Here is a 26,323-nt window from a genome sequence, read left to right on the forward strand (position 1 = left end):
CTTTATTGTCAACTAGTTAAGAAAGCGTAGATTCTTCTACGCTTTTTTTTGTTTGTATATTTAAATAGCCTGAGAGTGACGCAAAGCATAACTTAGGTTATTGTTGTATTGTGTCTTGGGGAACGCCTGGGACTATTTCGCTCTGCCTGGGTAACAAAAAAGGAAGAATTTATGCGCATATTAATGCTGGTTATTTATATACTTTTGATCATTATTGGCGTTAGTTTTGCAGCTCTAAATGCTACTTCGGTAGATGTTAATTTGTATTTTAAAGTAATATCGATGCCTATCTCTGTTCTAATGACAATTATGCTGGGCATCGGTATTTTAATAGGTTTTATAATTTTTATGTGGCGATATTGGCGCTTAAAAGCTGAATGTCACAAAATTAAAAACCAATTAAAATTAACTGAAAAAGAAATTAAAAACTTACGATCAATTCCATTGCAAGATCAACATTAGTTTTTTTATTATAAACTTGACATGCACAGAGGAGGGTAATAATGATAGATTTATGGCCATTACTATTGCCTGCTGCTGCTTGGTCTGGTTGGTGGATGGCGAATCGTAATAAAGCTAAGGAAGATCCAACTTTTTATAATCGTTTGTCACGTGAATATGTTGTCGGACTCAATTATCTTCTAAATGAACAACCAGATAAGGCTGTTGATGTTTTTATTAAATTATTAGAGGTTGATAGCGATACGGTAGAAACACATCTTGCCTTGGGGAGTTTATTCAGGCGCCGTGGCGAGGTAGATAGAGCCATCCGTATACATCAAAATTTAATTGCAAGACCCCAGTTAAGTATTTTGCAGAGAAAAGAATCTTTAATGGCTCTAGGCCAGGATTATATGAGTGCCGGTTTATTTGATCGTGCAGAACGAATTTTTTTAGAGGTTGTAGAACTGGGCGGCTCTAAAGAAACAAGTAGTTTGCATGGCTTATTAGCAATTTATCAACAAGAAAAAGCATGGGAAAAAGCTTTAGATGTAATTAAAAAACTGGAGATTTCGACAGGGACAAGTTTTCATAACCAAGCGGCGCATTACTATTGTGAAATGGCGACTCAGGCATTAAAAACAAATGCAATTGATAGGGCGGCTTATTGTATTAAACAGGCAATCTCTGTCGACAATCAATCAGTACGAGCAAGTTTAATGAATGCAAGCCTTGAAATGAAAGAAGGGCGCTTTAAACAAGCAATTCGTTCATTAAAACGTATACCTCAACAAGATGCTGATTTTTTAACTGAAATTATCGAGCCTTTAGTTATATGTCATAAAGAATTAAATACAATGGATGAATGCGTCAAGTATCTTGAAGAGACCTTAGAGGATAATCCCAGAGCTTCAGTAATTTTTGTAATAGCGGAGTATTTAAGGCAACAAAAAAATATGGATGCAGCTATAGATTTCGTAGCCGATAATTTGAGCAAACATCCATCAATTCGGGGTTTAAATCAGTTAATCTATTGGCATCTTGAATCTGCTCACGGAAAAGTGCGTGACAAGTTACAAATGCTTTATGATATAACAAGTAAGTTTTTAGACAATAAGCCAGTTTATCGATGTGTTCATTGTGGTTTTGGTGGAAAACATCTTCATTGGCATTGCCCTAGTTGTAAAAATTGGGGAAGAATGAAACCTGTCCATGGCTTGGAAGGATATTAATTAATTTTTAAGAGATTATGATGCAATTTATCGATTTAAAAAAACAATATTCAATAATAGAAAACGAAATTTTGACTGGTATTAAAAACGTTTTGAATCATGGTCAATACATTATGGGGCCTGAAGTTGCACAACTTGAAAAGCAATTGGCTGATTTTGTAGGCGTGAAACATGCTATTGTCAATTCCAGTGGAACTGATGCTTTACTAATGGCATTAATGGCTTTGGAAATTCAGCCCGGCGATGAGGTGATTACTACTCCGTTTAGTTTTTTTGCTACTACCGAGGTGATTAGTCTTTGTCAAGCTAAGCCTGTTTTTGTAGATATCGATCCGCTTACTTATAATATGGATCCTAACAAGTTAGAGGCTGCAATTACTAGTAAAACTAAGGCAATAATGCCAGTTGGATTATATGGTCAATGTGCTGATCATGATGAAATTAATGCTATTGCCGCTCGTTACGGTATCCCAGTAATTGAAGATGCTGCACAAAGTTTTGGTGCTACTTATAACGGTAAATATTCTTGTGCTTTATCAACGATTGGATGCACCAGTTTTTTCCCTTCCAAACCTTTAGGTGGTTATGGGGACTCCGGAGCCTGTTTTACCAATGATGATGTTTTAGCCCAAAAGCTTATTGAAATAAGAATTCATGGCCAAAATGCACGTTATTGCCATAATCGTATAGGTATTAATGGACGAATGGATACAATTCAAGCAGCTGTTCTAATTGAAAAGTTGAAACTTTTTCCAGATGAAATCATTATGCGTCAACGTGTGGCTAAGTCTTATGACCAAATGCTTTCACCTTTTGTCAAAACACCTTTTATTCATAGTCATAACACCAGTGTTTATGCACAATATACTATTGAAGTAAATAATCGCGATGCGTTTCAAAAAGCGATGCAAGAATCAGGAATTCCAACAGCCGTTCATTATCCAGTACCCCTACATCAGCAAATAGCTATGGCTTATTTAGGGTATAAAGTGGGTGATTTTCCGCATGCGGAATATGCAAGTAGCCGAGTTATCAGTTTGCCTATGCATCCTTATTTGCAAGAAGCTGAACAAATGAGAATCGTTGCCGCAGTAAAAAATGCTCTAGAAATGCATAAAGAAGAGGCAGTAGCATAAATGACGCCTAAATTAATTGTTGCTTTGGATTTTGATAATGAGCATGATGCTTTAAATTTGGTTGAAAGATTTGATCCGGAACGTTGTGCATTAAAAGTGGGTAGTGAACTTTTTACACTACTTGGGACAAACTTTGTGAAACAACTCATCAAAAGACAATTTAAAGTTTTTTTAGATTTAAAATTTCATGATATTCCTAATACGGTTGCAAAAGCTTGTAAAGCTGGAGCTGAGCTAGGTGTTTGGATGATGAATGTTCACGCCTCAGGTGGAATGAGTATGATGCAGGCTGCAAGAAAAGCAATTGATTCATATGGTACCAATAGACCATTATTAATTGCTGTAACTGTTTTAACTAGTTTTGACCAAGTGGAATTAACTTCTATTGGAGTAGATGTACCGGTAATAAACCAGGTGAAAAATTTGGCAATTTTGACTAAAGAGTCAGGTTTGGATGGTGTTGTCTGTTCTGCTCAAGAAGTGAAAATAATAAAAAGTGCGTGTAATGATCAATTTATTACGGTTACTCCGGGTATTAGGCTTACAAGTAATTCAAATGATGATCAATCAAGAGTAATGACTCCTAAACAAGCAATTGCAGAAGGGAGTGATTTTCTAGTAGTAGGGCGTCCCATCACTCAAGCAACTAACCCGGAACTAGTTGTAGACGAAATTTTAAGCAGTATACAGAATATTTAATCCTCTCCGTGCAAACTCAGCATGAGTCTATAAAAAATTAGATAATGTAGAAAGGAGAAATGCTGGACTGTTAAGCTCAGCATTTCTTGAATGAGTTTTACTTATGAAATCCTGCAGTTCTACTTTGAGCCACCATTTATTCATTCTTTGACATTATGGGCATTCGATTTATGGGTGATTCAATCAATGAAACGATCCGACAGATCTGCTCTATTTAATTTCTGATAAATTTGTGTTAATTATATTTGTGATGGTTAAAAATAATAAAACCAACAAGCAGCCATCATATGTTTGGAACAAGAGATAATGGAGAAAAGTAAGACTCGAGTTAATTAAAGCAAGATCAATTGAGCAATATATCAACTGGAGTGATTCAATTATTGCTGAATGTTAATGGATTATCATAACTTAAGGATAAGTCATGACACCACAACACTTAATAAGTCAGCTGCTTGCATCTGACACACACCAATATCCTCAAAATCTGGATTTATTAAAAAAAATTATCATTACGGCCTATTTAGGACGTTTACAAATTAATGGATTGCCACCAGATAATAAAATTGCTTTTGGTAACTATCTATTTGATAACGAACAAATAATGTTCGATTTTACCCGAGTGAGTGATGAAAAAAGAGCATTGTTTAAGCAATGGTTTTTGGAGCCACATCAAAAAGATAAAACAAAGGCATTTTTAAGTGGTGTTACGGTGAATGAATATCGCGGTTTTACCGCCGAGGTTGCCTTAACATGGTGGGGTAGGCTCGTAAGTTGGTTTCAGGGAAAATATCAAGAACATTGGAAAATAAGTGATTTAGATTTATCACTGAAAAATATATCCCATTATCAATTGACTGGTATTCAAATGTGTCATGGCACTCATGGTACACTAATTGGTTTTAATCAATTCCTAGTCCCCGGTATAGGGACAAAATATAATGATCCTAATGATTCACAGCAAGAGCCGTTAGGGAATACCAAACGAGTTTTTATTACTGATAAATTAGTTGATAAGCTTATTGCGCTTAATATAAAAAATATCAAATTTGAATCAATATGCAAAAGCCCTCATCCACAATCTATAGAAGTATCCGATCCCCAAGAACGTTTGGATAAAATGCATGATTACCGGAAAATGCAGCGTTTTGTGTCACTGAAGCCATGGTATGCTCGAATTTGGAGTTGGTTTTTTCCTTGGTTAAATGATGAAAAAGTTAAAAGTAAATCAATTAAAGAGAAACAAGTAGTATCGCTGTATAAAACAAAAAAAATTGAGGTTTTCCGATTTTTAAAATCACATGAGATTCTGGTTAGAGAAAGAAAACCCAATATTGAAAATATAGTATTTTGTGGTGGTGGTGCAAAAATTTTTGCACATGTTGGGGTCTGGAAAGCGTTAAATGAAGCCAAAATATACCCTGATAAATTTGCTGGTAGCTCAGCAGGTGCGATCATGGCTTTATTGTGCTACTTAGGTTACTCTGCATCTGAAATTGAAGAGTTATTTAAACATTTCAAGCATGAGCATTTAGTTCATTTTGATATCAATATCAATGGGTTTTCTGAAGCAAACTCATTAAAGACAGCGCTTGATTATGCGATTGCTCATAAATTAAATCAAATTGTCACCGAATACCAAATCCCATATCCGCAAGGTAAAATTACTTTTGCTACTTTAGAGGCAATTCGGCAAAAATACCCTGGTTGTGGAATTGGAAAAGAGCTAATAGTTACGGCGACAAATAAACGCCAGGGCACAACTCGATATTTTTCTTTTTTACATTCACCAGAGTTTGAGGTAAGTGAGGCTGTTAAAACATCTGCAAGTTTTCCTATAGTCTATAGATCAACGCTTATTGATGGTGAAGAACATAATGATGGCGGTATATTAAATAATCTCCCCACTGAGCCTTTTTCTGATGATCATTCAACCTTACTTGAATCTGAATATGGAAATAATTTGAAAGTATTGGCTGTTAAGTTTGATGATGGGCCTGAGCGTAAGGCAATAGATCGGGTCATGGATAGGGTTTATAGAGAAAATGTTGTATTAAACTGGATTTATAGATTGCTAACCGGTGTGAGTGACCCGGCGAGCGGTTGGGAAAAAGATCGCTTGAAATTGAGAAAATATGCATGTCAATCCATCGTGATAAATGTCGATAATGTATCAACTTCGTCATTCACCGTAGGAGAAGAGACCAGGAAGCAAATGATCGATGCAGGTTACGAGGAGACAAAAAACTATTTGAATATGCGATATCGAAAAAATGATTCTGAAGAATGGGAAAATGAAGAATTTATGTATACGACTTTTAGTTCTCTAGGTGAATTACTTTCTTACTGTTGTTATCGAGGGGATAGGCACTGGTTTGAAATAGTATACCGACTTATTGAGGAATCCAGCGTACCAAATCGAACAGAGTTAATGCAACAAGCTGATGAGCTGAGGAGTCTTTATTTCAGTACAACTGCAATTTCGCCTAAAACTCCAAAACAGGATGAGAGTCCTTTAACTTTTTTTGGCAATGAAATAATACCACATACTTCATCTACCTCTATTGGGAATGAGAATCATAAGATTTTACTTGCTGTATACCCCGTGCTTTTAAAATTATCACAAGACTTACTCAATGACAGTACAGATAAAAAAATCTTTGATTTTGCTCGTCATTCTTTTTCATTGAAAACACCTTTTACATGTTTGAATCATTTTGCAAAAATTTATAATGAAACGCATGTAATTTTTCACATTACACTGAATTTATTAAAAGAACTGAAAAAAAATCCCAGTGATTCAGTATATGAAGCATTTGCACAACTGCTTGAATTGCTTAATAGCAGCAATAAAAACATGAACAAAGAAGAGTATTTTGCACGTTGGGATTTATCTTTTACCCAAAGTTTGCGCATATTAGGTTTATTGCGTAAGGATTCTAAAGTTCATCCTCGATTGCTTCGTTCATTAAGCCGGGGAAGTGAACCTATGCAAAGAGTTATTGATGGGGTTTTTTGTGAGGACAATTACGATGATTTGGAGTCAGAGGAAACTTTTTCTTTTAGTATGTAGAGCCTATTTATAATTCTACTATCTTGGTCGCAAGGTTTTGATTTAAAGTAAGTTTCGCTTCAGTACTCAAAAGTTAATACTTGCAGCTCAATTCAGTAAATTGTATTGAGACCCTGGTAATTTCATAAAACTATGATATTTTATTTTGTATCTCGCAAACAGGAAGTAAATAGGAAATAAGTTTTATTTATGAAAGTAAAAGGGTTTACGCTGCTTGAATTAGTGATAACCATGTCATTGTTTTTAGGTTTATCTATGGTTGGCATTGGCTCATATACCTATTTTATGAGAAAAAATGAACAGAAAGCCCTCATTGATGAACTGCGTACGGCAATACAGTATGCCAAGATGCAGGCTATTATCCTTGGAAACTCTGTATATCTTGCGCCAATAGATGCTACATGCAGTTGGTCAAAAGGGATGATTTTGAGTTTTTTAAATAAAGAAACAAATACAATTGAACCAATATATCAATGGCAATGGAGCCATCCTCGTTGGGAGTTGAATTGGGAAGGGGTAAGTGCAACAAATAAGATTGTATTCTCAACTTATCCAGGGCAGGCAATTAGTTATGGACGTTTTATTTTAATTAATAAAAATACCCATGAGCAGTTTATTATCATATTAAATCGACTTGGTAGAATAAGAATTAGCAATAACTTGTCGCTGCTTCGTTAATTTTGTAAGATCTTGCTGAATATATTTTTGTAATAGTACTAAATCCATGCCTATTAATACTCATTCTATTTATACAATAAATGCACAGAGTTCTGAGACGCTCAAAGAGTGGCTTAATTATCAAGACTCATTAACTGATAAACTACAACAAATTAAAGGTGATGCGCAAGTTGAGCTGATTTCCCAATGTTGGACGAATACGGACTGGTGGGATAAAAGCTTTTTGCAAATTGAAGAGAGGTTGGTTTTTCAACGTGAAATTGTTATGAAAAGCCACAATGTTGCTTATTGGTACGCTCGAAGTATTATTCCAAAGAAATGTTATGATCTTGATCCTGCTTTTTTTGGTCGTTTGGAAAATGAATCAATAAAAAACTTAATCTTTAATGAAGATAAAGTGTATCGTGTTCAGTCAATCAATTACCCAATTGATCAACAATGTTTGGAATATTATTGGGTAAAGAGAAATTTGGGCTCTGTAGATGGCGTACTTTGGGTTCGGCTTGCAGAGTTTATATTTCAGCAAAACGAGTCATTTTATCTAGCTGAAATTATGTTACCTGAACTTGAGAGTGTTAACTCATGAAATGGAATGCATATTGGCGGCTAATGCGTTTTGATAAGCCGGTGGGAATTTTATTGCTCTGGTTTCCAACAGCATGGGCTTTATGGTTAGCGAATAAAGGAATGCCGACACTTAGACTTTTAATCCTTTTTATATGTGGCACTGTATTCATGCGTGCCGCAGGGTGCGTGATAAATGATATAGCAGATCGGAATATCGATAAACACGTCGTACGCACTAAATTTAGGCCATTAACTTCTGGTGAAGTTACTTTGCCAGAAGCCTTTCTTTTATTAATAATTTTGCTTTTTGCTGCATTATTAATATTAATTCAGTTACCCCGAAATTGTTTTTATTTCGGATTAATCGCATTATTTATTTCTTTTTTATATCCGTTTTGTAAGCGGTTTCTAGATGCCCCCCAACTCATCCTGGGTTTAGCGTTCTCCATGGGAATTCCTATGGCTTATGTTGCCTCAAATCTTCCCTTAAATAGTGAGTTTTGCTTATTATTTTTAATCAATTTTTCCTGGATTCTTGTTTATGACACGATGTATGCCATGGCCGATAAAGCAGATGATTTGCGAATCGGTGTGAAATCTACTGCAATTTATTTTGCCAGTTACGATCGAATGATTATTGGTTTGTTACAAGCTTTACTTCATAGTTTGTGGCTATGTTGGGCATTGATGAATCACATAAGTTTATTGTTTTATATTTTTTGGTTTATGGCAGGAATCGTCTTGATTTACCAACAAAAGTTGATTAATAAAAGAATCCCTCAAGAGTGTTTTAAGGCTTTTGTTATTAGCGTGTATTACGGTACATTAATGTGGCTAGCTGTTGTAAGCAGATGATGAGCCGATTTGTTCTTCGTTCGTGGTAGTTTTCCAAAGTTCCATAAAAGAATAAATTAATTGCTCAAAATTTATAAAAATCATAAAGCTTCGTATCTATAAAAATGGATATTGTACTCACAAGGATTGTTGTTGATGATGTATTTAAAGATTTTTAAGTGTTTTTTCATTGTAGACATGTTTTTTACCTGTTTGCATTGGATAATTGATTCACAGATTATTGGAGTGAAATAAGAAACTCATTAACATCACAATCAACCTCATTTAAGAGGTAATAATACATATAAGTCAATATTGAATATGACAATTAAATCAACGGTTGTTATCATATTGTTTTATGATTTTTTTTCTTTTCTATTAGGATATAAAATATATCTCTCCACGTTCGAGATAATTATTTATTTTATATTTATTCGAACAGCATTTTTGAACCATAAATATGTGCACTCTCCCTCAAACAAAGTACCCGTACTATTTAAGTTTCTGCAAGAAATAATACTTGTTGATAAAAAATATCATAGAACTCATCATAATAATGATATTAAAACCTAAAAATTTTAGTTTTTTGTTTGGATTAATAGATCGACCTTGTAGCTATTTATTCAACGCTTCATATAAAAAGTATTTTGGCGAGTGGTGGGCAATAATAAAACTAAGTAACATTTTGTTGGGGTTAAGAGACAAGTATATGAAAACAATTATATTTCAATGAGTTATTTACTTGGAATTATGCATGGTTACCGTGGCGCCTTTAAGGAAGCATCAGTACCCGTGTTAGGGCATGATCCACTTCATACTTACGAATATATTTATGGATGACTAATATCCACGTATACCGCAAACAAGTCGCGGTACGTAGTGGGGATTGTTAATACACTCTATTTGACTTTCGGCTTTAATAGGCTTCGCTACCATTATCTGCAACAACACGTGTGTTTTTTCCATAGATTACGAGAATTTTTTGCTTCGTTTTTAGCTTCAGATCTTCCGCCTGGACTACAGAAATAATTCCGCCTGAATTTAATCTAATCACATACTCAACGCCATGAGATTGACTGTAGCCATTATCATCAAAACTATTGCTTGTGTTTTTAGTAATATTGCTCATGCTTCGACGCAAATTCACAGGCCGTTTTGAAATTATCGTGCCTGGAATTACTTTTTTTACTTTACCTACTTCAGCTGAGTCATACTCGCCTGGAGGCAATGTTTTGTTACAGCTGAGTAAAATAAAACCAAAGAGTAATACTAAAAGGGACTTAAATAAGTTTTTTCGATTCATAGGGCTTAAACTCCAGTTAGGAACATGAACGGAATAATATGCCTACTAGATAGTATCTTTCAGCAAAAAGGTAATTATCTGGGGCACATTAACATTAATTTTACTAGCCTTGCGCAGTATAACCGAGAATTAATTTATTTTTAACAGTTCTTCCAATAAACTGCTGGCACCAATTCGAAACCAGCTCTTATTAATTTGCTTGTCGAGCATCAACTCTGCGAGTCTTGCATAATTATAGGCGTACTGCGGTTTTCTAATGCCTCCTGAAATCTTGATCCCACAATATGTATTCATCTCGCGAATAGCGCATAAAATTGCAAATACTGCCGATAAAGATGCTCCTGATTGGGTTTTACCTGTGGAGGTTTTAATGAAATCGCATCCTAACTCAATTAACTGTTTGCTTGTGTTGTAAATTGTTTCCATATCAGGAAAAGAGCCTGTTTCTAAAATAATTTTTAAAACAAGTTTTTGTTGTTTGCATAATTGCGTAATAACCTGACATTGATTTAAAGCTTTTTCCTTTTGTCCCTGCAGATAAAGAACATAAGGAAAGACATAGTCAATTTCTGCAGCACCCAATTGAATCGCTTTTTCTATAGATGCAATTGAATCAGCCAACTCTTCAATTCCTTGCGGAAAATTAATCACTGTAGCTAAGTCAATGGAATTTTGCGAAGAGAATTGACTGAGATGCTGCAGATAAACACATAGTGCAGCAACCTGGTTTTGATTGGCACTGTATTTTAATTGGTTTAGTAATTCAACAGTCGCATATTCATCCAATAGGGTTAGATCAATGGTGTGAATGAGTTGCTTAGCGGTAATGCTACTCTTAGAGTAACTGCCAAGCAATGCATCCATAACTTCATTAAAATGGATTTCTAAACTCACTTTAAACTCGCAATGTATTGTTTTAGTATCAAATTAAGTTTTTCTGCGGCACTTTCTGCCATCGCAATCACCGATTCATGGCTGTGAGCTGTTTTTGAAAAGCCGGTAGCATAGTTGGTAATCATAGCAATAACTGCTACATGCATACCACAATGATTTGCTACCAATACCTCTGGCACTGTAGACATCCCTACAGCATCGGCTCCCCAAAGTTTAAATGCTCTGATTTCAGCAGCTGTTTCATAATGCGGCCCAAGTACAGATATATAAACTCCTTCTGTGAGGCGGATTGAGTTTTTGACAGCAATGGATAATAAATCAAAACGCATTTCTTTATCATATGCATTATCTAAAGGATAAAATCTTGGACCAAACTTATCATCGTTAGGGCCAATTAGAGGATTACTGGGTTGCAAATTAATATGATCGGAAATAAGCATCAATTCACCGGGACCAACATCTTCTCTTAATGAGCCTGATGCATTAGTGGCAATGAAATAATTGCATCCTAAGAGCTTTAAAGTACGAATGTAGGTTTTAACTGTTTCATAATTTTCCAAACCTTCATATGTATGAGCTCGACCTTGTAAACATACTACACCTACATTATTCCAATACCCAAAAATTAAATTACCGCCGTGACCTTGAACTGTTATTTTGGGGAACCCTGGAAGTTCTTCATAACTGATTCGAGTCGAATCTTGTAATTCCTCAGCAAATTTACCTAGACCAGACCCCAATACCACACCTATTGTTGGTTTAAATGAAGGATATAATTTTTTAATATAATTTGCCGCTAAATGGGCATAGCTCTGCTTTAGTGGGGTATCTGTCATAAAAATTTTCCTATTAGTTAGAGGCTGTTTCCATTTCTACAATGTTGGCCAAACCGTCCTGATTTTCTGCGCATTAGCGCTCAAAAAAGTCTGGCCATTTTGGCTCATGCTAGTGAAATGTCAACAGGGCCTAAGGTTTAAAATCAAGTTTAAAAGCCAAGGGTAGTAGTTCATTAATCTTTAAGCTATGTAATATTGAATTTTTATCACATAGATGGATCAAGGTATCAGGTGTTGAAAATTCATAAACTCTTTGCCTGCATGCCCCGCAGGGTGAACATAATAAATTTGTTCCTGCCAATACAACCATACTTTTAATACGTTGCTCGCCTGCAGAAACCATGGCAGAAATTGCTGAGGTTTCTGCACACACTGCCAACCCATAAGAGCTGTTTTCTACATTGACGCCTGTATATAAATTATCTTTGTCGGTACAAATACAACAGGCCACGCTAAATTTAGAGTAGGGTGAGTAAGAATAGGCAAGTGCCTTCTGTGCCTTTGAAATCATGTTCGCAATTGTTTGATCCATAATAAAGCTCAATTAAAACTGAAGGGAGTCAATTATAAAAGAGTCTTGCGCTGAAGACTATGCTCCGCTTGATTTTCTTTAATATCAGGTAATTCAATAGTATTGGAAGTAGAGAGTTTGGGAAATAAACAGTTGAAGAAACCAGGTTCTGGTGAGTTAGAGGGCTCTTCTGAAATTGAAGGCCCTAAGCTATCGCTCATTTCTGTGTAACTTCCTGGAATTTGGTCTGGTTTATGATTTCCAAAAGTGCAATTTAGCCAAAATTCAAATGCCAATGCACCAAGTCCTGCACAAATAATCAGAGAAAAAATAGTAATTGGTATTGCCATGGGCGGAAAAAAAAATATAAGGGTAGCCGAAATCGCGGCAACCAGGCTTATAGACATTGATGTTGCCGCATAAGCTACGTAGCTTTTTTGTCGCGTCGATGAGTAGTTAGGATCATTTTTTGGTGGATTTTTAAGTTTATGATATTCTCCAATTGCCCATATTGCATTACCAATCAGGAAGAGCCAAGCTGCTGGAGGAAATAGCGCAGGTATAAAAACTGCAGCGACACTGATTATTGTTGCGGTTAACCCTACAAATGAGGACAAAAGGAACTGTTCTTTAATTTGCGCAAAACCGTACCATTTACGGTAATTGACTGGATGGTCTGGGTGGAGAAGGGACGCTGTAAGCCAAGAAAGATATGCAAATGAATAGATTCCCAACGAAACGAATCTGAAAATAGCTGATGCGAGCGGGAAAGGAATATACTGGAGCTTTGAAAGCAAAAAGCCAGTGAAGAAAAAGACACCACTTGCTTTATCTAATTTCTGGGCTATGGTCATGTAAAAGTGATCCTAATGCTTCTATTACCCGGCATATTGTACCTTAATTAGACAGAGAATAACAGTTCTGCTTTATAAGAGATTATTTAGTTAAGTTTCTGTAACTGAATTCAATTCAGATGCTTTATTTTTGATTTGAGGTGTTGAATGAAGAATAATTCGTACAAGTAACCCTCCATCAGGCTTATTTGAAGCTGTAATTTCACCATGATGTAATTGAATTGCACGAAATGCGATAGCTAATCCCAAACCATACCCACCTGTTTTTTTTGTTCTTGATGTGTCCACACGATAAAATGGATTAAAAATTCTATCTAGCTGACTTTCAGGTACTCCTGGACCTTTATCACTGATATCAATATATATATATTCTTTAGTTTCATCATATTGTAATGTAACAATAATTTTTTCGCTGGCAGGTGAGTAATGGAGGGCATTGCGAACTACATTTTCTATTGCTCTGTGAATCAGGCGTTCATCGATTAACAAGCGGCACGCCTCAATTATTCCTGCTTTTACACGAGGCGTTTCTTCTCCAACTTCATAATTGGCATCATTAATGATGCCGAATAAAAGATCAGAAAGATCAATTTCGTTTAAATTAAGATCAGTTGTTGATTTTTCCAAACGAGCAAATTCCAACACCTCAGTGATTAAAGCATTTAACCTGGAGCATTCAAGTTCCATACGATTAAACTCAGTGTCTGCCAAATGAAGTGTTTTATTGCGTCCTAATTCAATAGCAATTTGCAATCGAGCGAGAGGGGAGCGTAATTCATGTGAAATATCTTGTAACAATCTTTCTTTTGAACTGACTAATGTTTCCAGTTGTTCGGCCATACGATCAAATTCGTGGCTTAATTGGGCAATTTCGTCATTATGATGACCTCTTAAACGACCAACACGTGTATTTAACTTTCCAGTAGCAATTGATTTGGCTGCCATTCCCAAAGACCGTAAGGGTTGAGTTAGATATCGTGATAATAAATAACAGATAAGACCACTAATAAATGTTGCTAAAGCGAGACGGATGGCTAGGCCAGCCCAGGGAACTCCGACAAAATGATAGATAGGCTTTTCACTCACGGCAGCAAGACGGTAAAATTTTCCTGAAGTGGATAAAATTTCATGGCTAACAATGAGTTTCCCTGATTTTAAAATACCTTCGCTCAGCTGATCCTGGAGCAAATTTTCTGCAACCCTCTTCACATTTTCTGGTGCAGCCTGGGTTCCAATGATTTCACCAGTACTGGTTAACAGGTAAATTGACATATGGCGTGAAATACCAATTTTATTGAGCCATTTTAATAATGCAGTTTGTCTTCCTGACTCATAAGTTGCAACTGCCGCATTGGCATAGCTGTCCATAAATAATTGTTCTTGGGCAGGCAATGATGATTTTTGTACAATATGACTGATTACCCAGGCGGTAGTGAAAATAATAAGTATTGTGGCTAACCAAAATGAAATAAAAATTTTCCAATATAAACTACGCATTAAACATATATCCAAATCCGCGTACGGTCTTGACTATAGGTTCACCTTGCGGGTTATCACCTAATTTATTCCTCAAGTTACTAATATGAACATCAATACTACGATCATATGCGGTGTATTTTATGCCTAGAGCATATTCAGTAAGTTCTTCTTTTGAAAATGCTTGTCCTGGTGATTTAATAAGCATCTCTAAAATATTAAATTCAGCATTTGTGAGTTCAAGATAATTTCCGGCCAAAGTTACATGACGCTTAGAACAGTCAACTACAATATTATGTTGTTCTATGATAGGTCTTGATGTGGGAATTTTTTGAGTACGTCGTAAAATTGCCCGTAAACGAGCTACCAACTCACGTGGATTACATGGTTTGGGTAAATAATCGTCTGCACCTATTTCCAGACCTACGATACGATCTATATCATCACCTCGGGCAGTTAACATAAGGACTGGGGTATCCAAATGTTCACGAATCGCTTTTAATACTTCAAAACCGTTTAGTTTAGGTAACATGACATCAAGAATAATAGCATCAAAAGCCTGATTTAAGGCTTTTTTCACTCCGCTTTCACCGTCATGAACACAAATAGCATGGAAACCCTCAGGTTCCAGATATTGGGTTAATAAATCAGTGAGCTCTATATCGTCATCAATTATGAGAATATTACCATTCATACTTCATTATGCCTTGCGTTTATCAATACATTCCATCAACTTGATTCTTCTTGCGTCCGCATTAATAATTCTAAACTCAAAAGAATCAATCGTAATGGTTTCCCCTCGTGAAGGTAAACGACCAAAACTATTCATTACAATACCACCTATTGTATCATAAAATTCATTACTAAAATCTGCTTTAAGTTGTTCATTGAACTCATCAATAGGCATATGGGCTTTTACAATATAGTGTCCGTCTTCATGTACTTTAATGTAGGCATCTTCATCGATATCGAATTCATCTTCTATATCGCCAATTATCTGTTCGATAATGTCTTCAATAGTGACAAAGCCTGAAACTTCGCCATATTCGTCTACAACAATAGCCATGTGATTCTTGTTACTGCGGAACTCACTGAGCAAGCTGTCTAAGCGTCTACTTTCAGGAACAAAAGTAACTTGCCGACAAATATCGAGCAAATTAAAGGTGTCAAGGTTAGTAGATTGATAGCGTAATAAATCTTTTGCATGCAATATCCCAATGACTTCATCTGAATCTCCGGCAATTACCGGGAATCTTGAATGGCCAGTTTGGGTTACTGTTTTAATAATATCGCAGAATTCATCATCTTGCTTAATGCAAACCATCTGATTCTTTGGCAACATGATGTCGCGAACACGCATTTTGGAGAAAGAAATTGCCCCTTCGATCATTGCTAAAGTTTCAGCACTGATAAGCGAACGAATTTGTGCGTCTCTTAATAAACTTACAAGCTCTTCTTGATTTTGGGGTTCTCCTTGTAAAAACTGTTTAAACCGTGCGAACCATGTGCTGCTATCTTCCTCTTTATTCAAGTTCATTACCCTCTGCGTCATAAGGATTAGAAAATCCGAGTTCAGCTAATAATTTAATTTCAATAGCTTGCATTATGACTGCTTCATCATCACTAATATGATCATAGCCCAATAAATGCAAGATTCCATGAATCACAATCAATGCCCAATGCGAGTCTAAATTTTTTTTAAGTTGCTTGCTTTCTTCTAACAAGACTTGTGGACAAATGATAACATCGCCTAGTAGCGGGCATTCCAATTGAATTTCAGGCGGTAAGGCACTGGGGAATGCCAATACATTGGTGGTTTTATTTTGCTTTCTGTATGTATAGTTTAAGTGGATCATCTCTTCTTCTGTAACCAAACGAACAGTGAGTTCAGCTTCTTTTTGATAATCCCTTAGAGCCAGTGATGCCAAACGTGTTAATTCTTCTTCACTAACAGGTAGCGGCTCATCAGTTGCATTTTGAATATCGATAAAATAACTCATTTATTTTTTTCCTGTTGATGCATGATCATAGCAATCAACAATTTTAGATACTAACGGATGTCGCACTACTTCACGACTTGTGAAAGTATGAATACTAATTTCCGGTATTTTTTTGAATAATCCTACTGCATGGGCGAGTCCGGAATCAATACCTTTTGGTAAATCAACTTGGGTCATATCCCCGGTTACTACGGCTTTTGAGCCAAAACCTATACGCGTTAAAAACATTTTCATTTGCATAATGGTTGTGTTTTGTGCTTCATCAAGAATAATAAATGACTCATTTAAAGTTCTGCCGCGCATGAATGCTAATGGTAAAACTTCGATAATATCTGTTTGAATTAGCTTTTGCGTTTCTTTAAAACCTATCATTTCATAGAGTGCATCATAAATGGGCCTTAAATACGGAAGGACTTTTTCTACTAAATCTCCAGGAAGAAACCCTAATTTTTCACCAGCTTCGACTGCTGGCCTTACAAAAATCAACCTTTGGACCTCACCTTTTTCAAAACATTGTATGGCTTTAGAAACAGCCAAATAAGTTTTCCCAGTTCCAGCAGGACCGACAGCAAAGGTTATGTCGGAACGGTCAATTGCATCAAGAAAATCAGCTTGTTTATTATTTCGTGCTGCGATTGATTTTCGACATAATTTAACATGATGAACATTATGAATCATTATTTTTTGGTTTTCCTCAATAAAGTAATATATATTATGAGTATAGTATTTATTATACTTTTTGACCGTGCAAGGATTTATAGGCACACAAGAATAGTGCAGAAAGCTCATCTTCTGCAAGATTTATGCTACAATCATTTTTTTTGATATTAACACTAATTCATGATCGATCTTCATTGTCATAGCAATTTTTCTGATGGCGCTTTAAGTCCAACAGAATTAATACAAAAAGCAAACAACCAAGAAATTAGGTGTCTGTCGCTTACAGATCATGATACTGTTGCCGGCTATACCGAATTGTTGCAAGCAGCTTCTTCAACATCTATAAAAATAATTAATGGTATCGAATTTAGTGTCCGATGGAAAAAGCATGAGTTACACATTCTAGGTTACCAAATTAAGCATACCTCAGACTTTCTTGAACTGATTGAACGACAAAACCAAAGCAGGATAGCGCGTGCTCAACAAATGGGAGAAGCATTAGCTTCACTCGGTATTTCAGATGCTTATTTAAAGGCAAGTGAAATAGCCGGTCATAATCGAGTTGGAAGACCCCATTTCGCACGGCTTCTTGTTAATGAGGGTAAAGCTCATGATCTTGGTGCAGCATTTAAACGGTTTTTGGGTCGAGGTAAATTTGCTTATGTTCCCACTCCCTGGATTACTATTCAGGAAGCCGTAGAGGGTATTATTGCTGCAGATGGGCAGGCAGTTATCGCTCATCCACTTAAATACGGATTGACGCGTTCCAAATTGCATGAGTTAATTAGCGAATTTAAAGAGACTGGTGGTGTAGGAATAGAAGTGGTTTCAGGTGAAATGACAGTAACAGAAGTGAATGAAATGGCCGCTACATGCCTAAGATTCCATTTGTTGGCTTCTTCTGGTTCAGATTATCATAGCGATATTGCTTCGCGAGTGAACCTCGGAAGACAAAAAAAACTACCAGTAAACTGTACACCTATTTGGCATGAATGGAACATTTAACAGGGGACTTTATGAGTCAGTTTTTTGCGTTACATCCTGATAATCCTCAAGCTCGTTTGTTGAGGAAGGCGGTGAATATTATTGAGGAAGGTGGGTTAATTGTTTACCCTACAGACTCAGGCTATGCCTTGGGTTGTGGATTAGGTAATAAAGCGGCACTTGAACGTATTAGACGATTACGGCAATTGGACAAAAATCATAATATGACTCTTGTTTGTCGTGATTTATCTCAGCTTGGTACTTATGCCAGAGTATCTAATCCTATATTCCGATTATTGAAAGCATTCACACCTGGTGCTTATACTTTTATTCTTAATGCAACACATGAAGTGCCCCGTTTAATGTTACATCCAAAAAGAAAAACTCTTGGATTACGTGTTCCAGATAACAATATTACACTTGCATTGTTGGAATGTCTTGAGGCTCCTTTAATGAGCACTACTCTAATTCTTCCTGGTGCTAAAGCCCCATTGAGTGAACCTGAAGCGATCCGCGATATTTTGGGAGAGCAAACAGATTTGGTTATTGATGGTGGTCATTGTGGGCAGGAGCCTACAACAGTAGTTGATTTAACTGGCGATTATCCAGTGATAATAAGAGAAGGCAAAGGTGATCCTGAACCCTTTAGGTAATTAATTTATTTATAAAGAGGATATTGATGTCAGCATTATTTAGTTCCAATAAACGAGTTGTTTCTGGAATGAGAGTTAGTGGCAGATTACATCTTGGTCACTATCATGGTGTAATAAAAAATTGGATTAAATTACAACATCAATATGATTGCTTCTTTTTTGCAGCTGATTGGCATGGTTTAACAACGCAATATGATGAACCTGGTTTTATAGAGCAACATTTGTGGGATATGATTGTGGATTGGCTGGCTTGCGGAGTAAATCCTGGCTTGTCGCGAATATTTATTCAATCCTGGGTTCCTGAGCATGCAGAACTGCACCTCCTTTTATCTATGATTACTCCTTTGGGGTGGTTAGAGCGAGTACCCAGCTTTAAAGATCAGCAAGAAAAATTAAAAGAAAAAGACTTATCAACGTATGGTTTTTTAGGCTATCCCCTTTTACAAAGTGCTGACGTACTGATTTATCATGCCGATTATGTTCCTGTTGGCGAAGATCAGGTTTCACATATCGAACTTACCAGAGAAATTGCACGTAGGTTTAATCATATTTATGGTAAGGAACCTAATTTTGAAGAATTAGCAGCCGAAGCAATTAAGAAAATGGGGAAAAAGAACGGTAAATATTATAGTGAATTACGTCGACAGTTTCAAGAGCACGGAAATCACGAAGCGATTAAGACAGCACAAGCCCTTTTAGAAGACCAACCTAGTTTATCTATCGGTGATAAAGAGCGTCTATTAGGTTATATAGAAGGTAGTGGTAAAATTATTCTACCTGAACCTTATCCATTACTTACAGAAACTGCAAAAATGCCTGGTCTTGACGGACAAAAAATGTCTAAGTCTTATCATAATACTATAATGCTCAGAGAACCGCCTGAGCAGGTTGAGAAAAAGATACTAACAATGCCAACTGATCCTGCCCGTGTCAAACGAACTGATCCGGGTGAACCAGAAAAATGTCCAGTTTGGCAATTCCATAAAATTTATTCAAATGATGAAGTTAGAGGTTGGGTACAAAAAGGATGCCGTACCGCTGGAATTGGTTGTATTGAATGTAAAAGACCGATTGTCGACGCGATTAACAAAGAGTTACAACCCATCCAGGAATCAATTGCCGAATATGAATCTGATTTAAGTTCAGTAAAACGAATTGTTTCGGAAGGAAGTGAGTCAGCGAGAGAAGTGGCTTGTAAAAATTTGGGTACAGTCCGAGAAGTTATGGGACTCGATTATTAATGCTCGGTTGTTGTATGCGAACCTTTGAAAATCAAACCTGGATGAAACATTGTATCGTCTGGGTTTTACATTATTTTATCCTCACGATGGTTATAAATGTGTGTTCAGTCTTTGAAGGTATATCTGTGAAGAACCTAATAAGAATGAGTTATTAGCATGGATATTGAACTATCAAGCAAATCGGAAATAAAAGCAGTTGTTGCTGGCAAGGAGCTTACGGAGCTTCCTGATGATTTATTTATTCCTCCAGATGCACTTGAGGTACTATTAGACTCCTTTAGCGGCCCCCTCGATTTGCTTTTATATCTCATTCGCAAACAGAATATTGACATATTGGATATTCCGATTGTAAGTATTACAAAGCAATATTTGCACTATATTCAATTGATGGAATGTAGGCGTTTGGAATTAGCTGCTGATTATTTATTAATGGCGGCAATGCTTGCAGAAATTAAATCGCGACTGTTATTACCGTCACCAGCTGGAAATGAAGAGGATGATGAAGAAGATCCTCGTATGAGTCTAGTACGGAAACTTCAAGCATATGAGCAAATTAAAATTGCAGCGGAATTTCTTGATGCACTTCCTCGGCAAGAACGGGATCATTTCATTATTCAAGTGAGTCCTTCTGAATTTGAGCGAATAATAGTTCATCCCGAAGTTACTCTTGAGGATTTAGTTGAAGCCATGGAAACATTGTTGCAACGAGAAGAGCACACAAGCCATCATCAGGTCTCTCGGGAAGCGCTGTCTGTGCGTGAACGCATGAGTAACATTTTGTCACTACTCCAGGAGCACAATGTTTTGGAGTTTAATCAATTATTTTCTATTAAAGAGGGGCGAATTGGGTTAGTTGTTTCACTGCTGGCTATTTTAGAACTAGCAAGACAGTCGCTCATTGTAATTACCCAAAATGAAGCATTTTCGCCAATACATTTACGAGCAGCATAAGATGGACGAAAAAGAACTAAAAAACATAGTTGAGGCAATACTTTTAAGTGCTAATGAACCAATCTCTCTAGATAGACTATTAGAGGTTTTTGATGAATGGCAAAGACCTACTAAAGAGCATTTGGGAATAATTATAAATGACTTAAAGGAAGACTTTGTTTCTCGATCATTTGAGATTGTTCAAGTTGCAACAGGCTTTACCATACAGACTAAGAAAGAATATAGTAACTGGATTGCACGCATGCAAATTGAAAAACCAACTAAATATTCCCGAGCTTTACTTGAAACTTTAGCGATTATTGCTTATAAGCAACCAGTAACACGAGCAGATATAGAAGATATACGTGGTGTGGCAGTAAGCAGTCAAATAATAAAGACATTGTTGGAAAGAGAATGGATTCGTATTTCTGGTTATAAAAATGTTGCGGGTAAACCCGCTGTATATACAACTACAAGAGAGTTTTTAAATTACTTTAATTTAAAATATTTAAATGAACTTCCAACCTTACCCGAGGTTACGGAAGCATTGACCCTACATAATCCTAATGAAGAGCATATAACTGAATGAGCAGCGAAAGGTTACAAAAAATACTAAGCCAGGCAGGCCTTGGTTCTCGACGTGAAATGGAACGTTGGATAGAAAATGGTTGGGTCCAAGTTAATGGAAAACCTACAAAAGTAGGTGATTCAGCAAGTGCTGACGATAAAATTACGGTAAAAGGGAAACTGATCCCTAATCCACTTAAAGTAAGGCAAAATATACGTATTCTGCTTTATCACAAACCTGTAGGTGAAATCTCAAGTCGCCATGATCCTAAATTTGAAAAAACAGTATTTGATCATCTACCTCGCTTACGGCAGGGGCGTTGGGTTCAGGTAGGACGCTTGGATTTGAATACATCAGGTTTACTTATCTTTACCAATAATGGTGATTTAGCCAATCAATTAATGCATCCAAAATATGGACTAGAAAGAGAGTATGCGGTTAGAGTTCATGGTCAAATTAGTCCTGAAGCTTTAAATAATCTTCAAAAGGGTGTTGAGTTAGAAGATGGGGTTGCTAAATTTACTCGTTTGGAGTTCCGAGGCGGAGAGGGCGCGAACTCTTGGTATCATGTAACTTTAAATGAAGGTCGTAATAGGGAAGTACGGCGCTTATGGGAATCACAAGGTTTGGAAGTGAGTCGCTTGATTCGTATTCGTTATGGCGTATTGGCTATGCCAAGATATTTGTCACGGGGACAGCATTACGAATTAACACCAAAAGAGGTAACTGAGTTTTTAGCTTCTTTGCCTAAAGAATAATTGCTAATAGCCTAGACTGGGGTCAGCTATTGGATCCGGGCATTTTGGTTGTTAAGCCCGGAATCCACTGAGCCCAAGCTATTAAACTGATTCTTAAGCTGTATATTCACTCTTACCGAATGGTTTCAGCGATTCTCCAATGTGTTTATACAGCTCAGGAAGCCATCTGGGTTGAGCAAAAGTAGATGTTGATGGTTTGTTTTTGCGCAAATCATTGGGTGCGATAATTACCTGAATATTACTTAAGCCAACACGACGTGCTAAAATAAAAAGTTGATCTATTGCAAGATCGCCTACAGCCAAACAGCCAACAGATAAATTTTTCCCATGAATAAAAATATTATTACCTAGATTTCTTCTCCCATCTTGATAACCTTTTTCTCTATCGAAATTGTTGGGATAATTAATCATCATTGATAAATGCATGCTGCTAAAGGGATTAAAATTAACCAGTCTATAAACACCTTCAGGAATTTGTTTGTCATTTTCACGTAACTTAGGTCCCAACCGACCACTAAAGCCGGTTAAAGGATAGTCATGAATATGTTTCCAAACTTTATTGGAGTTTTTAGCCCAGAGCTCAACTTTTCTTTCTGATTTGAAAGCAAGCAAAGCGATATCGTTTGGAGGATAACTCACTCCAGCTTTGGAAAAATAAGATTTAAGTTGAGGTTCAACTCGTAATCCATAGCGTTTTATTGCTCGGTCAACAGCCTGATCCCAATTGAGTTTGGGTGCCATAGCATAGCAATTAAGGCTTAAAATCATTATGATAAAAGCAAGTAACTGTTTCATATAAATATTATCGTGATGAGTTGTTGAAATCTTATCAAATATTAATTGAAAGAACAATTTAACTTAGAACAAGGATTAAAGCAGGTTCATCAGCTTGAGTGGTTTATTAAACCCATCAATATCTTTAACTTTTATTTTTTTGTTTTAATAGAATTTGTTTTTTCACAGGTAATGATAATTGCGTTGTAATAAAATCTGGGCTTGTCGCTAAATGTCCTATAGACGGTAATAAACCATAATAATTAGGGCAAAGATAGGCTACTGAACTGTCTTGATTAACTTTATAAAAAATATACTTACTCTCACAATAATCAGGCTTGTCAATAAGAGCTACTTGCATTATGGGAGTACCCTCCATCTTGCTCTCTATAAAAAAAGCATTAATCCAAAGATTGCTAATAACAACAATTGCTCCTACGACTAAAAGTGCATTGATAAATGTGCTGGTATATTTGAAGGCTGGACCATTGATACTCAAGTGTGACATGACATGTATTAACGAAAGGACCAATATGAGCAAATTAAATGAATATATTCCAGCATTAAGATATCCAAAATATGTTCCAAAAATTTGATTTCCTGCGAATTGAAAATTAATGAGTGCAGCAATAAGGCTGAGCCAAAGTGATGAAATAATGCAATAAATAGCGCTTTTTTTAGTTCCAATAATAAAGAGTATTAGAGCAATTAATGGAAAAAGAGTTTGGATTAATTTTCCCAGTGTGTACATTTGATTCATACTCATCAGAATGAAAAGGTGTTTATTTTAAAAACTATGTAGTTATATCAGTTATTTCTATGTATGTACATATAATGGTTAACCTGAATATGGTTTGATAAGAAACAGAGCTAGTAACTTATTTTCAAAAAAAACAATCCTCGGACAATTGTACTCAGAATAGACCTTAAATACATAATACTTACTTAATTTTTATAAAGCCATATTAAGAATATATATGTTTCATTGGTTTTTATTGGTTTTTTTCACACAAACATAAGCGTATTTTGAATTAGGAGAATCAAATCACTAATAGAAAATACTCCGGGGTAGGCGGTGCGATCAATTAATGAGCAAACCAATTTTAAACCTCATTAGAACATAACTTAAATAATGTTATCTATGGTTTAATACAAACTGGTTATTACTTAATAAGGTGTAAGAGTTTCATTTTCTTTCTTTGATGAGCGTTAGGTAAGGCTGTGTTGGATATATTGTTGTTTTAATCATAGTATCTGGAAGCTTTATCTGTTTGACAGCAAATGGATGTTCCGCTTTAAACATATAATTCAATGGGTTAACCAAATTAGGAAAATAACCCAGGTTGCTTTTTTGTTTGTTTGCACGATTCGAGGGATGAATGCTGCCTATCCATAATGGTTTGTTTAAATTTAACAAATTATAATTTGACTCCCAAATTCTTAATTCAAGTGTTAGCTTAGTTTGTGGATCTGTATAAGTCATAATCAGTACAGGGGGTTTATTTTCATATAATTGAGTTAATAATGGGAGCTTAATGCTGTTAGGTTGTTGATTCATTCGCATAAGCAGGTTTGTAAAAAATGAATCTTTGTGTGGCTGCCAACCATTTTCTTCCAAGCTGTTTTGTAATATATCCAAGTCTCCAGCGAATTGAAGATTTAAGAAACTAATTCTTTTTCCTATTCTGCTAAATTGATAAACAGGGAGAGTGGGTTTTTCCTGATCCCACCATGTGCCTTCGCTCAAAGTAAATTTTTTATAGTATGGGGTATGGTTGTACGATAAAGTTTTAAAATTAAAATATGTAGCTACTGATGAAGATAAAAAGATACTGATAAAAAGCGGAAGAATCATTAAAGATGAATGTGCTGTTTTTTTGCTAGAAATATTTGATTTTCTGTAATGCAAGCAATGGATTAAACAAATTGTCGTGCCTAAAAGATAAGATGCTAAAATATCTGTGAACCAATGGTCCCCTAAATAGAGAGAGCCTAAACCACTAAAGCTAAGAATTGTAAATACAATCGATTTAAGCGGACCTGTAAATAATGTATAAGTACTATTTATGTAGAATAAGATAAAGCCGTACAATGCAGTAGCAATCAGTAGGTTAATTGCAGGAAAAGAAGATCCTGGCATAACAACCAACAGCCCCGGAGGTCTAGGGCTATTAACAAAGTAGCTGAGTGATAGAGCTATAAAGCTACTAAAAATAAGCAAACTGCATAAGTGTATAACTGCTATCCTATTTTTATTATAAGTAAGCCAGAAACAACAAATAATAAAAAGGGTGAGCACTGTTATTGTCGATGTTAATTGAGTGCAGCAGATAAAAAATACTCTTAGTATTGGGGTATTAAAACTTTGTAAAAGTAAATTAGTTGGAAGATTAATAGGAGTAAGGAGTTGAGCAACGGTTAATCCTAAAAGGATAAGAAAAAAAAGCAGACATAGCACTGTTATGAGCACAGTGGAAGCAGTGTGATAATGATTTGCTTCATCTTTTGGTGTAAACGCACTATATACATAAACCAAAAGAGAATTATTTTTTAGTTTCAACCAAAAATGATGTAAATTTATTCTTAAAAAGGAGCTTAATAATCTAATTAACCATTTTATAAATATACTAAATAACCAAATGCCTGCAAGCATAATAAGGATTAATAAAAATAAACGTGTCGCACTTTCTGTGGACAGCTCATGGCTGGCTGCTCCTATTACTACACCAGGCATTATATACAAAATAGACCATCCAATTGCAGATATCACATTTGCTATAAAAAAACGCCATTGTTTCATATGCATTATTCCAGCAATAACTGGAATGATTGAGCGTAAAGGTCCAACAAAACGACCAATTAATACACTTTTTCCACCATGGGTTTCAAAAAAATCTTTGCCATATTGTATCCACTTGGGGTATTTACTAAATGGCCAAATTTCAAGCAATCGATCACTATAATAATAGCCCAGCAGGTAACTTAGACTATCGCCAGCAACCGCACCTAAAATTGCTGCTAATAACGTAAGATCAATGCGCATAATTCCTGAGCCAGCAAGTATTCCTATGGCAGTCATTGTGACACTGCCTGGTACAATGCTGCCCACAATTGCCAGGGACTCCGTTAAAGAAATAAGAAATGTGATGAATAAAGACCAGTGCGGGTTCTGTTGCAACCAGTTAGTAAGTGGCTGTACGTAGTCTACGAACAAGTTCATATTT

General features: G+C 35.9%; 27 protein-coding genes. 14 read left to right on the forward strand and 13 right to left on the reverse strand.

Annotated features, from left to right (window positions below; all coding sequences use genetic code 11):
- Positions 1 to 171: 171 nt before the first annotated feature.
- The 8 genes from Lpar_RS12580 to ubiA all read left to right on the forward strand — a co-directional run bounded on the left by Lpar_RS12580 (position 172) and on the right by ubiA (position 8,678).
- Positions 172 to 462 (forward strand): LapA family protein, encoded by a 291-nt coding sequence (locus Lpar_RS12580; protein ID WP_058518251.1) that lies wholly within the window; start codon positions 172 to 174, stop codon positions 460 to 462.
- Positions 463 to 503: 41 nt separating this feature from the next.
- Positions 504 to 1,673, forward strand: a complete 1,170-nt coding sequence (gene lapB, locus Lpar_RS12585) for a lipopolysaccharide assembly protein LapB (RefSeq protein ID WP_058518252.1) — start codon at positions 504 to 506, stop codon at positions 1,671 to 1,673.
- Between the two features lie 20 nt (positions 1,674 to 1,693).
- Complete coding sequence (locus Lpar_RS12590; protein ID WP_058519267.1) at positions 1,694 to 2,809, forward strand: DegT/DnrJ/EryC1/StrS family aminotransferase; 1,116 nt, start codon at positions 1,694 to 1,696, stop codon at positions 2,807 to 2,809.
- A complete protein-coding gene (pyrF, locus tag Lpar_RS12595; RefSeq protein WP_058518253.1) occupies positions 2,810 to 3,508 on the forward strand; it encodes an orotidine-5'-phosphate decarboxylase in 699 nt (232 codons plus the stop codon). It abuts the gene before it with no gap.
- A 421-nt stretch (positions 3,509 to 3,929) separates the two neighbouring features.
- On the forward strand, positions 3,930 to 6,578 hold the full coding sequence (gene vpdC / locus Lpar_RS12600) for a Dot/Icm T4SS effector VpdC (RefSeq protein WP_058518254.1): 2,649 nt from the start codon (positions 3,930 to 3,932) through the stop codon (positions 6,576 to 6,578).
- Between the two features lie 189 nt (positions 6,579 to 6,767).
- A complete protein-coding gene (locus Lpar_RS12605; protein ID WP_058518255.1) occupies positions 6,768 to 7,256 on the forward strand; it encodes a GspH/FimT family pseudopilin in 489 nt (162 codons plus the stop codon).
- Positions 7,257 to 7,302: 46 nt separating this feature from the next.
- Positions 7,303 to 7,842, forward strand: coding sequence for a chorismate--pyruvate lyase family protein (locus Lpar_RS12610; RefSeq protein WP_058518256.1), 540 nt, complete (start codon positions 7,303 to 7,305; stop codon positions 7,840 to 7,842).
- Complete coding sequence (ubiA, locus tag Lpar_RS12615) at positions 7,839 to 8,678, forward strand: 4-hydroxybenzoate octaprenyltransferase (RefSeq protein WP_082650384.1); 840 nt, start codon at positions 7,839 to 7,841, stop codon at positions 8,676 to 8,678. Before Lpar_RS12610 ends, ubiA begins: the two co-directional genes overlap by 4 nt.
- An 895-nt stretch (positions 8,679 to 9,573) precedes the next feature.
- Here the strand turns inward: ubiA and Lpar_RS12620 are convergent.
- The 10 genes from Lpar_RS12620 to Lpar_RS12665 form a co-directional block, all read right to left on the reverse strand.
- Positions 9,574 to 9,960, reverse strand: a complete 387-nt coding sequence (locus Lpar_RS12620; RefSeq protein WP_058518257.1) for a hypothetical protein — start codon at positions 9,958 to 9,960, stop codon at positions 9,574 to 9,576.
- A 129-nt stretch (positions 9,961 to 10,089) separates the two neighbouring features.
- Entirely contained in the window at positions 10,090 to 10,854 is a 765-nt protein-coding gene (locus tag Lpar_RS12625; protein WP_058518258.1) for a deoxyribose-phosphate aldolase, read from the reverse strand.
- A complete protein-coding gene (locus tag Lpar_RS12630) occupies positions 10,851 to 11,690 on the reverse strand; it encodes a purine-nucleoside phosphorylase (protein ID WP_058518259.1) in 840 nt (279 codons plus the stop codon). Before Lpar_RS12630 ends, Lpar_RS12625 begins: the two co-directional genes overlap by 4 nt.
- 130 nt (positions 11,691 to 11,820) lie before the next feature.
- Positions 11,821 to 12,222 (reverse strand): cytidine deaminase, encoded by a 402-nt coding sequence (gene cdd, locus Lpar_RS12635; protein ID WP_058518260.1) that lies wholly within the window; start codon positions 12,220 to 12,222, stop codon positions 11,821 to 11,823.
- A 32-nt stretch (positions 12,223 to 12,254) separates the two neighbouring features.
- Positions 12,255 to 13,055 (reverse strand): hypothetical protein, encoded by an 801-nt coding sequence (locus Lpar_RS12640; protein WP_058518261.1) that lies wholly within the window; start codon positions 13,053 to 13,055, stop codon positions 12,255 to 12,257.
- A 90-nt stretch (positions 13,056 to 13,145) separates the two neighbouring features.
- Positions 13,146 to 14,552: a two-component system sensor histidine kinase CpxA gene (gene cpxA, locus Lpar_RS12645; RefSeq protein WP_058518262.1), complete on the reverse strand. Its 1,407-nt coding sequence runs from the start codon at positions 14,550 to 14,552 to the stop codon at positions 13,146 to 13,148.
- Entirely contained in the window at positions 14,545 to 15,225 is a 681-nt protein-coding gene (cpxR, locus tag Lpar_RS12650) for a two-component system response regulator CpxR (RefSeq protein WP_058518263.1), read from the reverse strand. The genes cpxA and cpxR overlap by 8 nt, the downstream gene beginning before the upstream one ends.
- Before the next feature lie 6 nt (positions 15,226 to 15,231).
- On the reverse strand, positions 15,232 to 16,068 hold the full coding sequence (locus Lpar_RS12655; RefSeq protein ID WP_237759410.1) for an HlyC/CorC family transporter: 837 nt from the start codon (positions 16,066 to 16,068) through the stop codon (positions 15,232 to 15,234).
- Complete coding sequence (gene ybeY, locus Lpar_RS12660; protein WP_058518264.1) at positions 16,055 to 16,531, reverse strand: rRNA maturation RNase YbeY; 477 nt, start codon at positions 16,529 to 16,531, stop codon at positions 16,055 to 16,057. The genes Lpar_RS12655 and ybeY overlap by 14 nt, the downstream gene beginning before the upstream one ends.
- Positions 16,532 to 17,209, reverse strand: a complete 678-nt coding sequence (locus tag Lpar_RS12665; protein WP_115341238.1) for a PhoH family protein — start codon at positions 17,207 to 17,209, stop codon at positions 16,532 to 16,534. It abuts the gene before it with no gap.
- A gap of 162 nt (positions 17,210 to 17,371) precedes the next feature.
- Between Lpar_RS12665 and Lpar_RS12670 the strand changes: the two genes are divergently transcribed.
- The 6 genes from Lpar_RS12670 to rluB all read left to right on the forward strand — a co-directional run bounded on the left by Lpar_RS12670 (position 17,372) and on the right by rluB (position 22,325).
- Positions 17,372 to 18,196, forward strand: a complete 825-nt coding sequence (locus Lpar_RS12670) for a PHP domain-containing protein (protein WP_058518265.1) — start codon at positions 17,372 to 17,374, stop codon at positions 18,194 to 18,196.
- A gap of 11 nt (positions 18,197 to 18,207) precedes the next feature.
- Entirely contained in the window at positions 18,208 to 18,828 is a 621-nt protein-coding gene (locus Lpar_RS12675) for an L-threonylcarbamoyladenylate synthase (RefSeq protein WP_058518266.1), read from the forward strand.
- A gap of 26 nt (positions 18,829 to 18,854) precedes the next feature.
- Complete coding sequence (locus Lpar_RS12680) at positions 18,855 to 20,069, forward strand: tryptophan--tRNA ligase (RefSeq protein WP_058518267.1); 1,215 nt, start codon at positions 18,855 to 18,857, stop codon at positions 20,067 to 20,069.
- Positions 20,070 to 20,225: 156 nt separating this feature from the next.
- Positions 20,226 to 21,020 (forward strand): segregation and condensation protein A, encoded by a 795-nt coding sequence (locus tag Lpar_RS12685; RefSeq protein ID WP_058518268.1) that lies wholly within the window; start codon positions 20,226 to 20,228, stop codon positions 21,018 to 21,020.
- 1 nt (position 21,021) lies between these two features.
- Complete coding sequence (gene scpB, locus Lpar_RS12690; RefSeq protein ID WP_058518269.1) at positions 21,022 to 21,588, forward strand: SMC-Scp complex subunit ScpB; 567 nt, start codon at positions 21,022 to 21,024, stop codon at positions 21,586 to 21,588.
- Positions 21,585 to 22,325, forward strand: a complete 741-nt coding sequence (gene rluB, locus Lpar_RS12695) for a 23S rRNA pseudouridine(2605) synthase RluB (RefSeq protein ID WP_058518270.1) — start codon at positions 21,585 to 21,587, stop codon at positions 22,323 to 22,325. The genes scpB and rluB overlap by 4 nt, the downstream gene beginning before the upstream one ends.
- A 93-nt stretch (positions 22,326 to 22,418) precedes the next feature.
- On the opposite strand, the gene Lpar_RS12700 is transcribed toward rluB, so the two are convergent.
- The 3 genes from Lpar_RS12700 to Lpar_RS12710 all read right to left on the reverse strand — a co-directional run bounded on the left by Lpar_RS12700 (position 22,419) and on the right by Lpar_RS12710 (position 26,319).
- A complete protein-coding gene (locus Lpar_RS12700) occupies positions 22,419 to 23,120 on the reverse strand; it encodes a L,D-transpeptidase family protein (RefSeq protein ID WP_337589240.1) in 702 nt (233 codons plus the stop codon).
- A gap of 124 nt (positions 23,121 to 23,244) precedes the next feature.
- The gene (locus Lpar_RS12705) at positions 23,245 to 23,850 is read right to left on the reverse strand and encodes a hypothetical protein (RefSeq protein ID WP_058518271.1); all 606 of its coding nucleotides are present in this window, start codon (positions 23,848 to 23,850) and stop codon (positions 23,245 to 23,247) included.
- 435 nt (positions 23,851 to 24,285) lie between these two features.
- On the reverse strand, positions 24,286 to 26,319 hold the full coding sequence (locus Lpar_RS12710; RefSeq protein WP_058518272.1) for a VTT domain-containing protein: 2,034 nt from the start codon (positions 26,317 to 26,319) through the stop codon (positions 24,286 to 24,288).
- Positions 26,320 to 26,323: the final 4 nt, after the last annotated feature.

Origin of the sequence: Legionella parisiensis (genome assembly GCF_001467945.1) — a bacterium.
In the GTDB taxonomy this organism is placed as follows: domain Bacteria; phylum Pseudomonadota; class Gammaproteobacteria; order Legionellales; family Legionellaceae; genus Legionella; species Legionella parisiensis.

What these genes read in the sequence shown, in the direction of transcription:
- Lpar_RS12620 (WP_058518257.1), bottom strand. Translation starts at nt 9,960, where the DNA reads ATGAATCGAAAAAACTTATTTAAGTCCCTTTTAGTATTACTCTTTGGT.
- Lpar_RS12670 (WP_058518265.1), top strand. Translation starts at nt 17,372, where the DNA reads ATGATCGATCTTCATTGTCATAGCAATTTTTCTGATGGCGCTTTAAGT.
- Lpar_RS12640 (WP_058518261.1), bottom strand. Translation starts at nt 13,055, where the DNA reads ATGACCATAGCCCAGAAATTAGATAAAGCAAGTGGTGTCTTTTTCTTC.
- Lpar_RS12655 (WP_237759410.1), bottom strand. Translation starts at nt 16,068, where the DNA reads ATGAACTTGAATAAAGAGGAAGATAGCAGCACATGGTTCGCACGGTTT.
- Lpar_RS12710 (WP_058518272.1), bottom strand. Translation starts at nt 26,319, where the DNA reads ATGAACTTGTTCGTAGACTACGTACAGCCACTTACTAACTGGTTGCAA.
- cdd (WP_058518260.1), bottom strand. Translation starts at nt 12,222, where the DNA reads ATGGATCAAACAATTGCGAACATGATTTCAAAGGCACAGAAGGCACTT.
- Lpar_RS12685 (WP_058518268.1), top strand. Translation starts at nt 20,226, where the DNA reads ATGGATATTGAACTATCAAGCAAATCGGAAATAAAAGCAGTTGTTGCT.
- Lpar_RS12705 (WP_058518271.1), bottom strand. Translation starts at nt 23,850, where the DNA reads ATGTACACACTGGGAAAATTAATCCAAACTCTTTTTCCATTAATTGCT.
- Lpar_RS12605 (WP_058518255.1), top strand. Translation starts at nt 6,768, where the DNA reads ATGAAAGTAAAAGGGTTTACGCTGCTTGAATTAGTGATAACCATGTCA.
- Lpar_RS12700 (WP_337589240.1), bottom strand. Translation starts at nt 23,120, where the DNA reads ATGAAACAGTTACTTGCTTTTATCATAATGATTTTAAGCCTTAATTGC.
- ubiA (WP_082650384.1), top strand. Translation starts at nt 7,839, where the DNA reads ATGAAATGGAATGCATATTGGCGGCTAATGCGTTTTGATAAGCCGGTG.
- cpxA (WP_058518262.1), bottom strand. Translation starts at nt 14,552, where the DNA reads ATGCGTAGTTTATATTGGAAAATTTTTATTTCATTTTGGTTAGCCACA.
- Lpar_RS12630 (WP_058518259.1), bottom strand. Translation starts at nt 11,690, where the DNA reads ATGACAGATACCCCACTAAAGCAGAGCTATGCCCATTTAGCGGCAAAT.
- lapB (WP_058518252.1), top strand. Translation starts at nt 504, where the DNA reads ATGATAGATTTATGGCCATTACTATTGCCTGCTGCTGCTTGGTCTGGT.
- vpdC (WP_058518254.1), top strand. Translation starts at nt 3,930, where the DNA reads ATGACACCACAACACTTAATAAGTCAGCTGCTTGCATCTGACACACAC.
- Lpar_RS12580 (WP_058518251.1), top strand. Translation starts at nt 172, where the DNA reads ATGCGCATATTAATGCTGGTTATTTATATACTTTTGATCATTATTGGC.
- Lpar_RS12675 (WP_058518266.1), top strand. Translation starts at nt 18,208, where the DNA reads ATGAGTCAGTTTTTTGCGTTACATCCTGATAATCCTCAAGCTCGTTTG.
- Lpar_RS12680 (WP_058518267.1), top strand. Translation starts at nt 18,855, where the DNA reads ATGTCAGCATTATTTAGTTCCAATAAACGAGTTGTTTCTGGAATGAGA.
- pyrF (WP_058518253.1), top strand. Translation starts at nt 2,810, where the DNA reads ATGACGCCTAAATTAATTGTTGCTTTGGATTTTGATAATGAGCATGAT.
- scpB (WP_058518269.1), top strand. Translation starts at nt 21,022, where the DNA reads ATGGACGAAAAAGAACTAAAAAACATAGTTGAGGCAATACTTTTAAGT.
- cpxR (WP_058518263.1), bottom strand. Translation starts at nt 15,225, where the DNA reads ATGAATGGTAATATTCTCATAATTGATGACGATATAGAGCTCACTGAT.
- Lpar_RS12590 (WP_058519267.1), top strand. Translation starts at nt 1,694, where the DNA reads ATGCAATTTATCGATTTAAAAAAACAATATTCAATAATAGAAAACGAA.
- rluB (WP_058518270.1), top strand. Translation starts at nt 21,585, where the DNA reads ATGAGCAGCGAAAGGTTACAAAAAATACTAAGCCAGGCAGGCCTTGGT.
- Lpar_RS12665 (WP_115341238.1), bottom strand. Translation starts at nt 17,209, where the DNA reads ATGATTCATAATGTTCATCATGTTAAATTATGTCGAAAATCAATCGCA.
- Lpar_RS12610 (WP_058518256.1), top strand. Translation starts at nt 7,303, where the DNA reads ATGCCTATTAATACTCATTCTATTTATACAATAAATGCACAGAGTTCT.
- ybeY (WP_058518264.1), bottom strand. Translation starts at nt 16,531, where the DNA reads ATGAGTTATTTTATCGATATTCAAAATGCAACTGATGAGCCGCTACCT.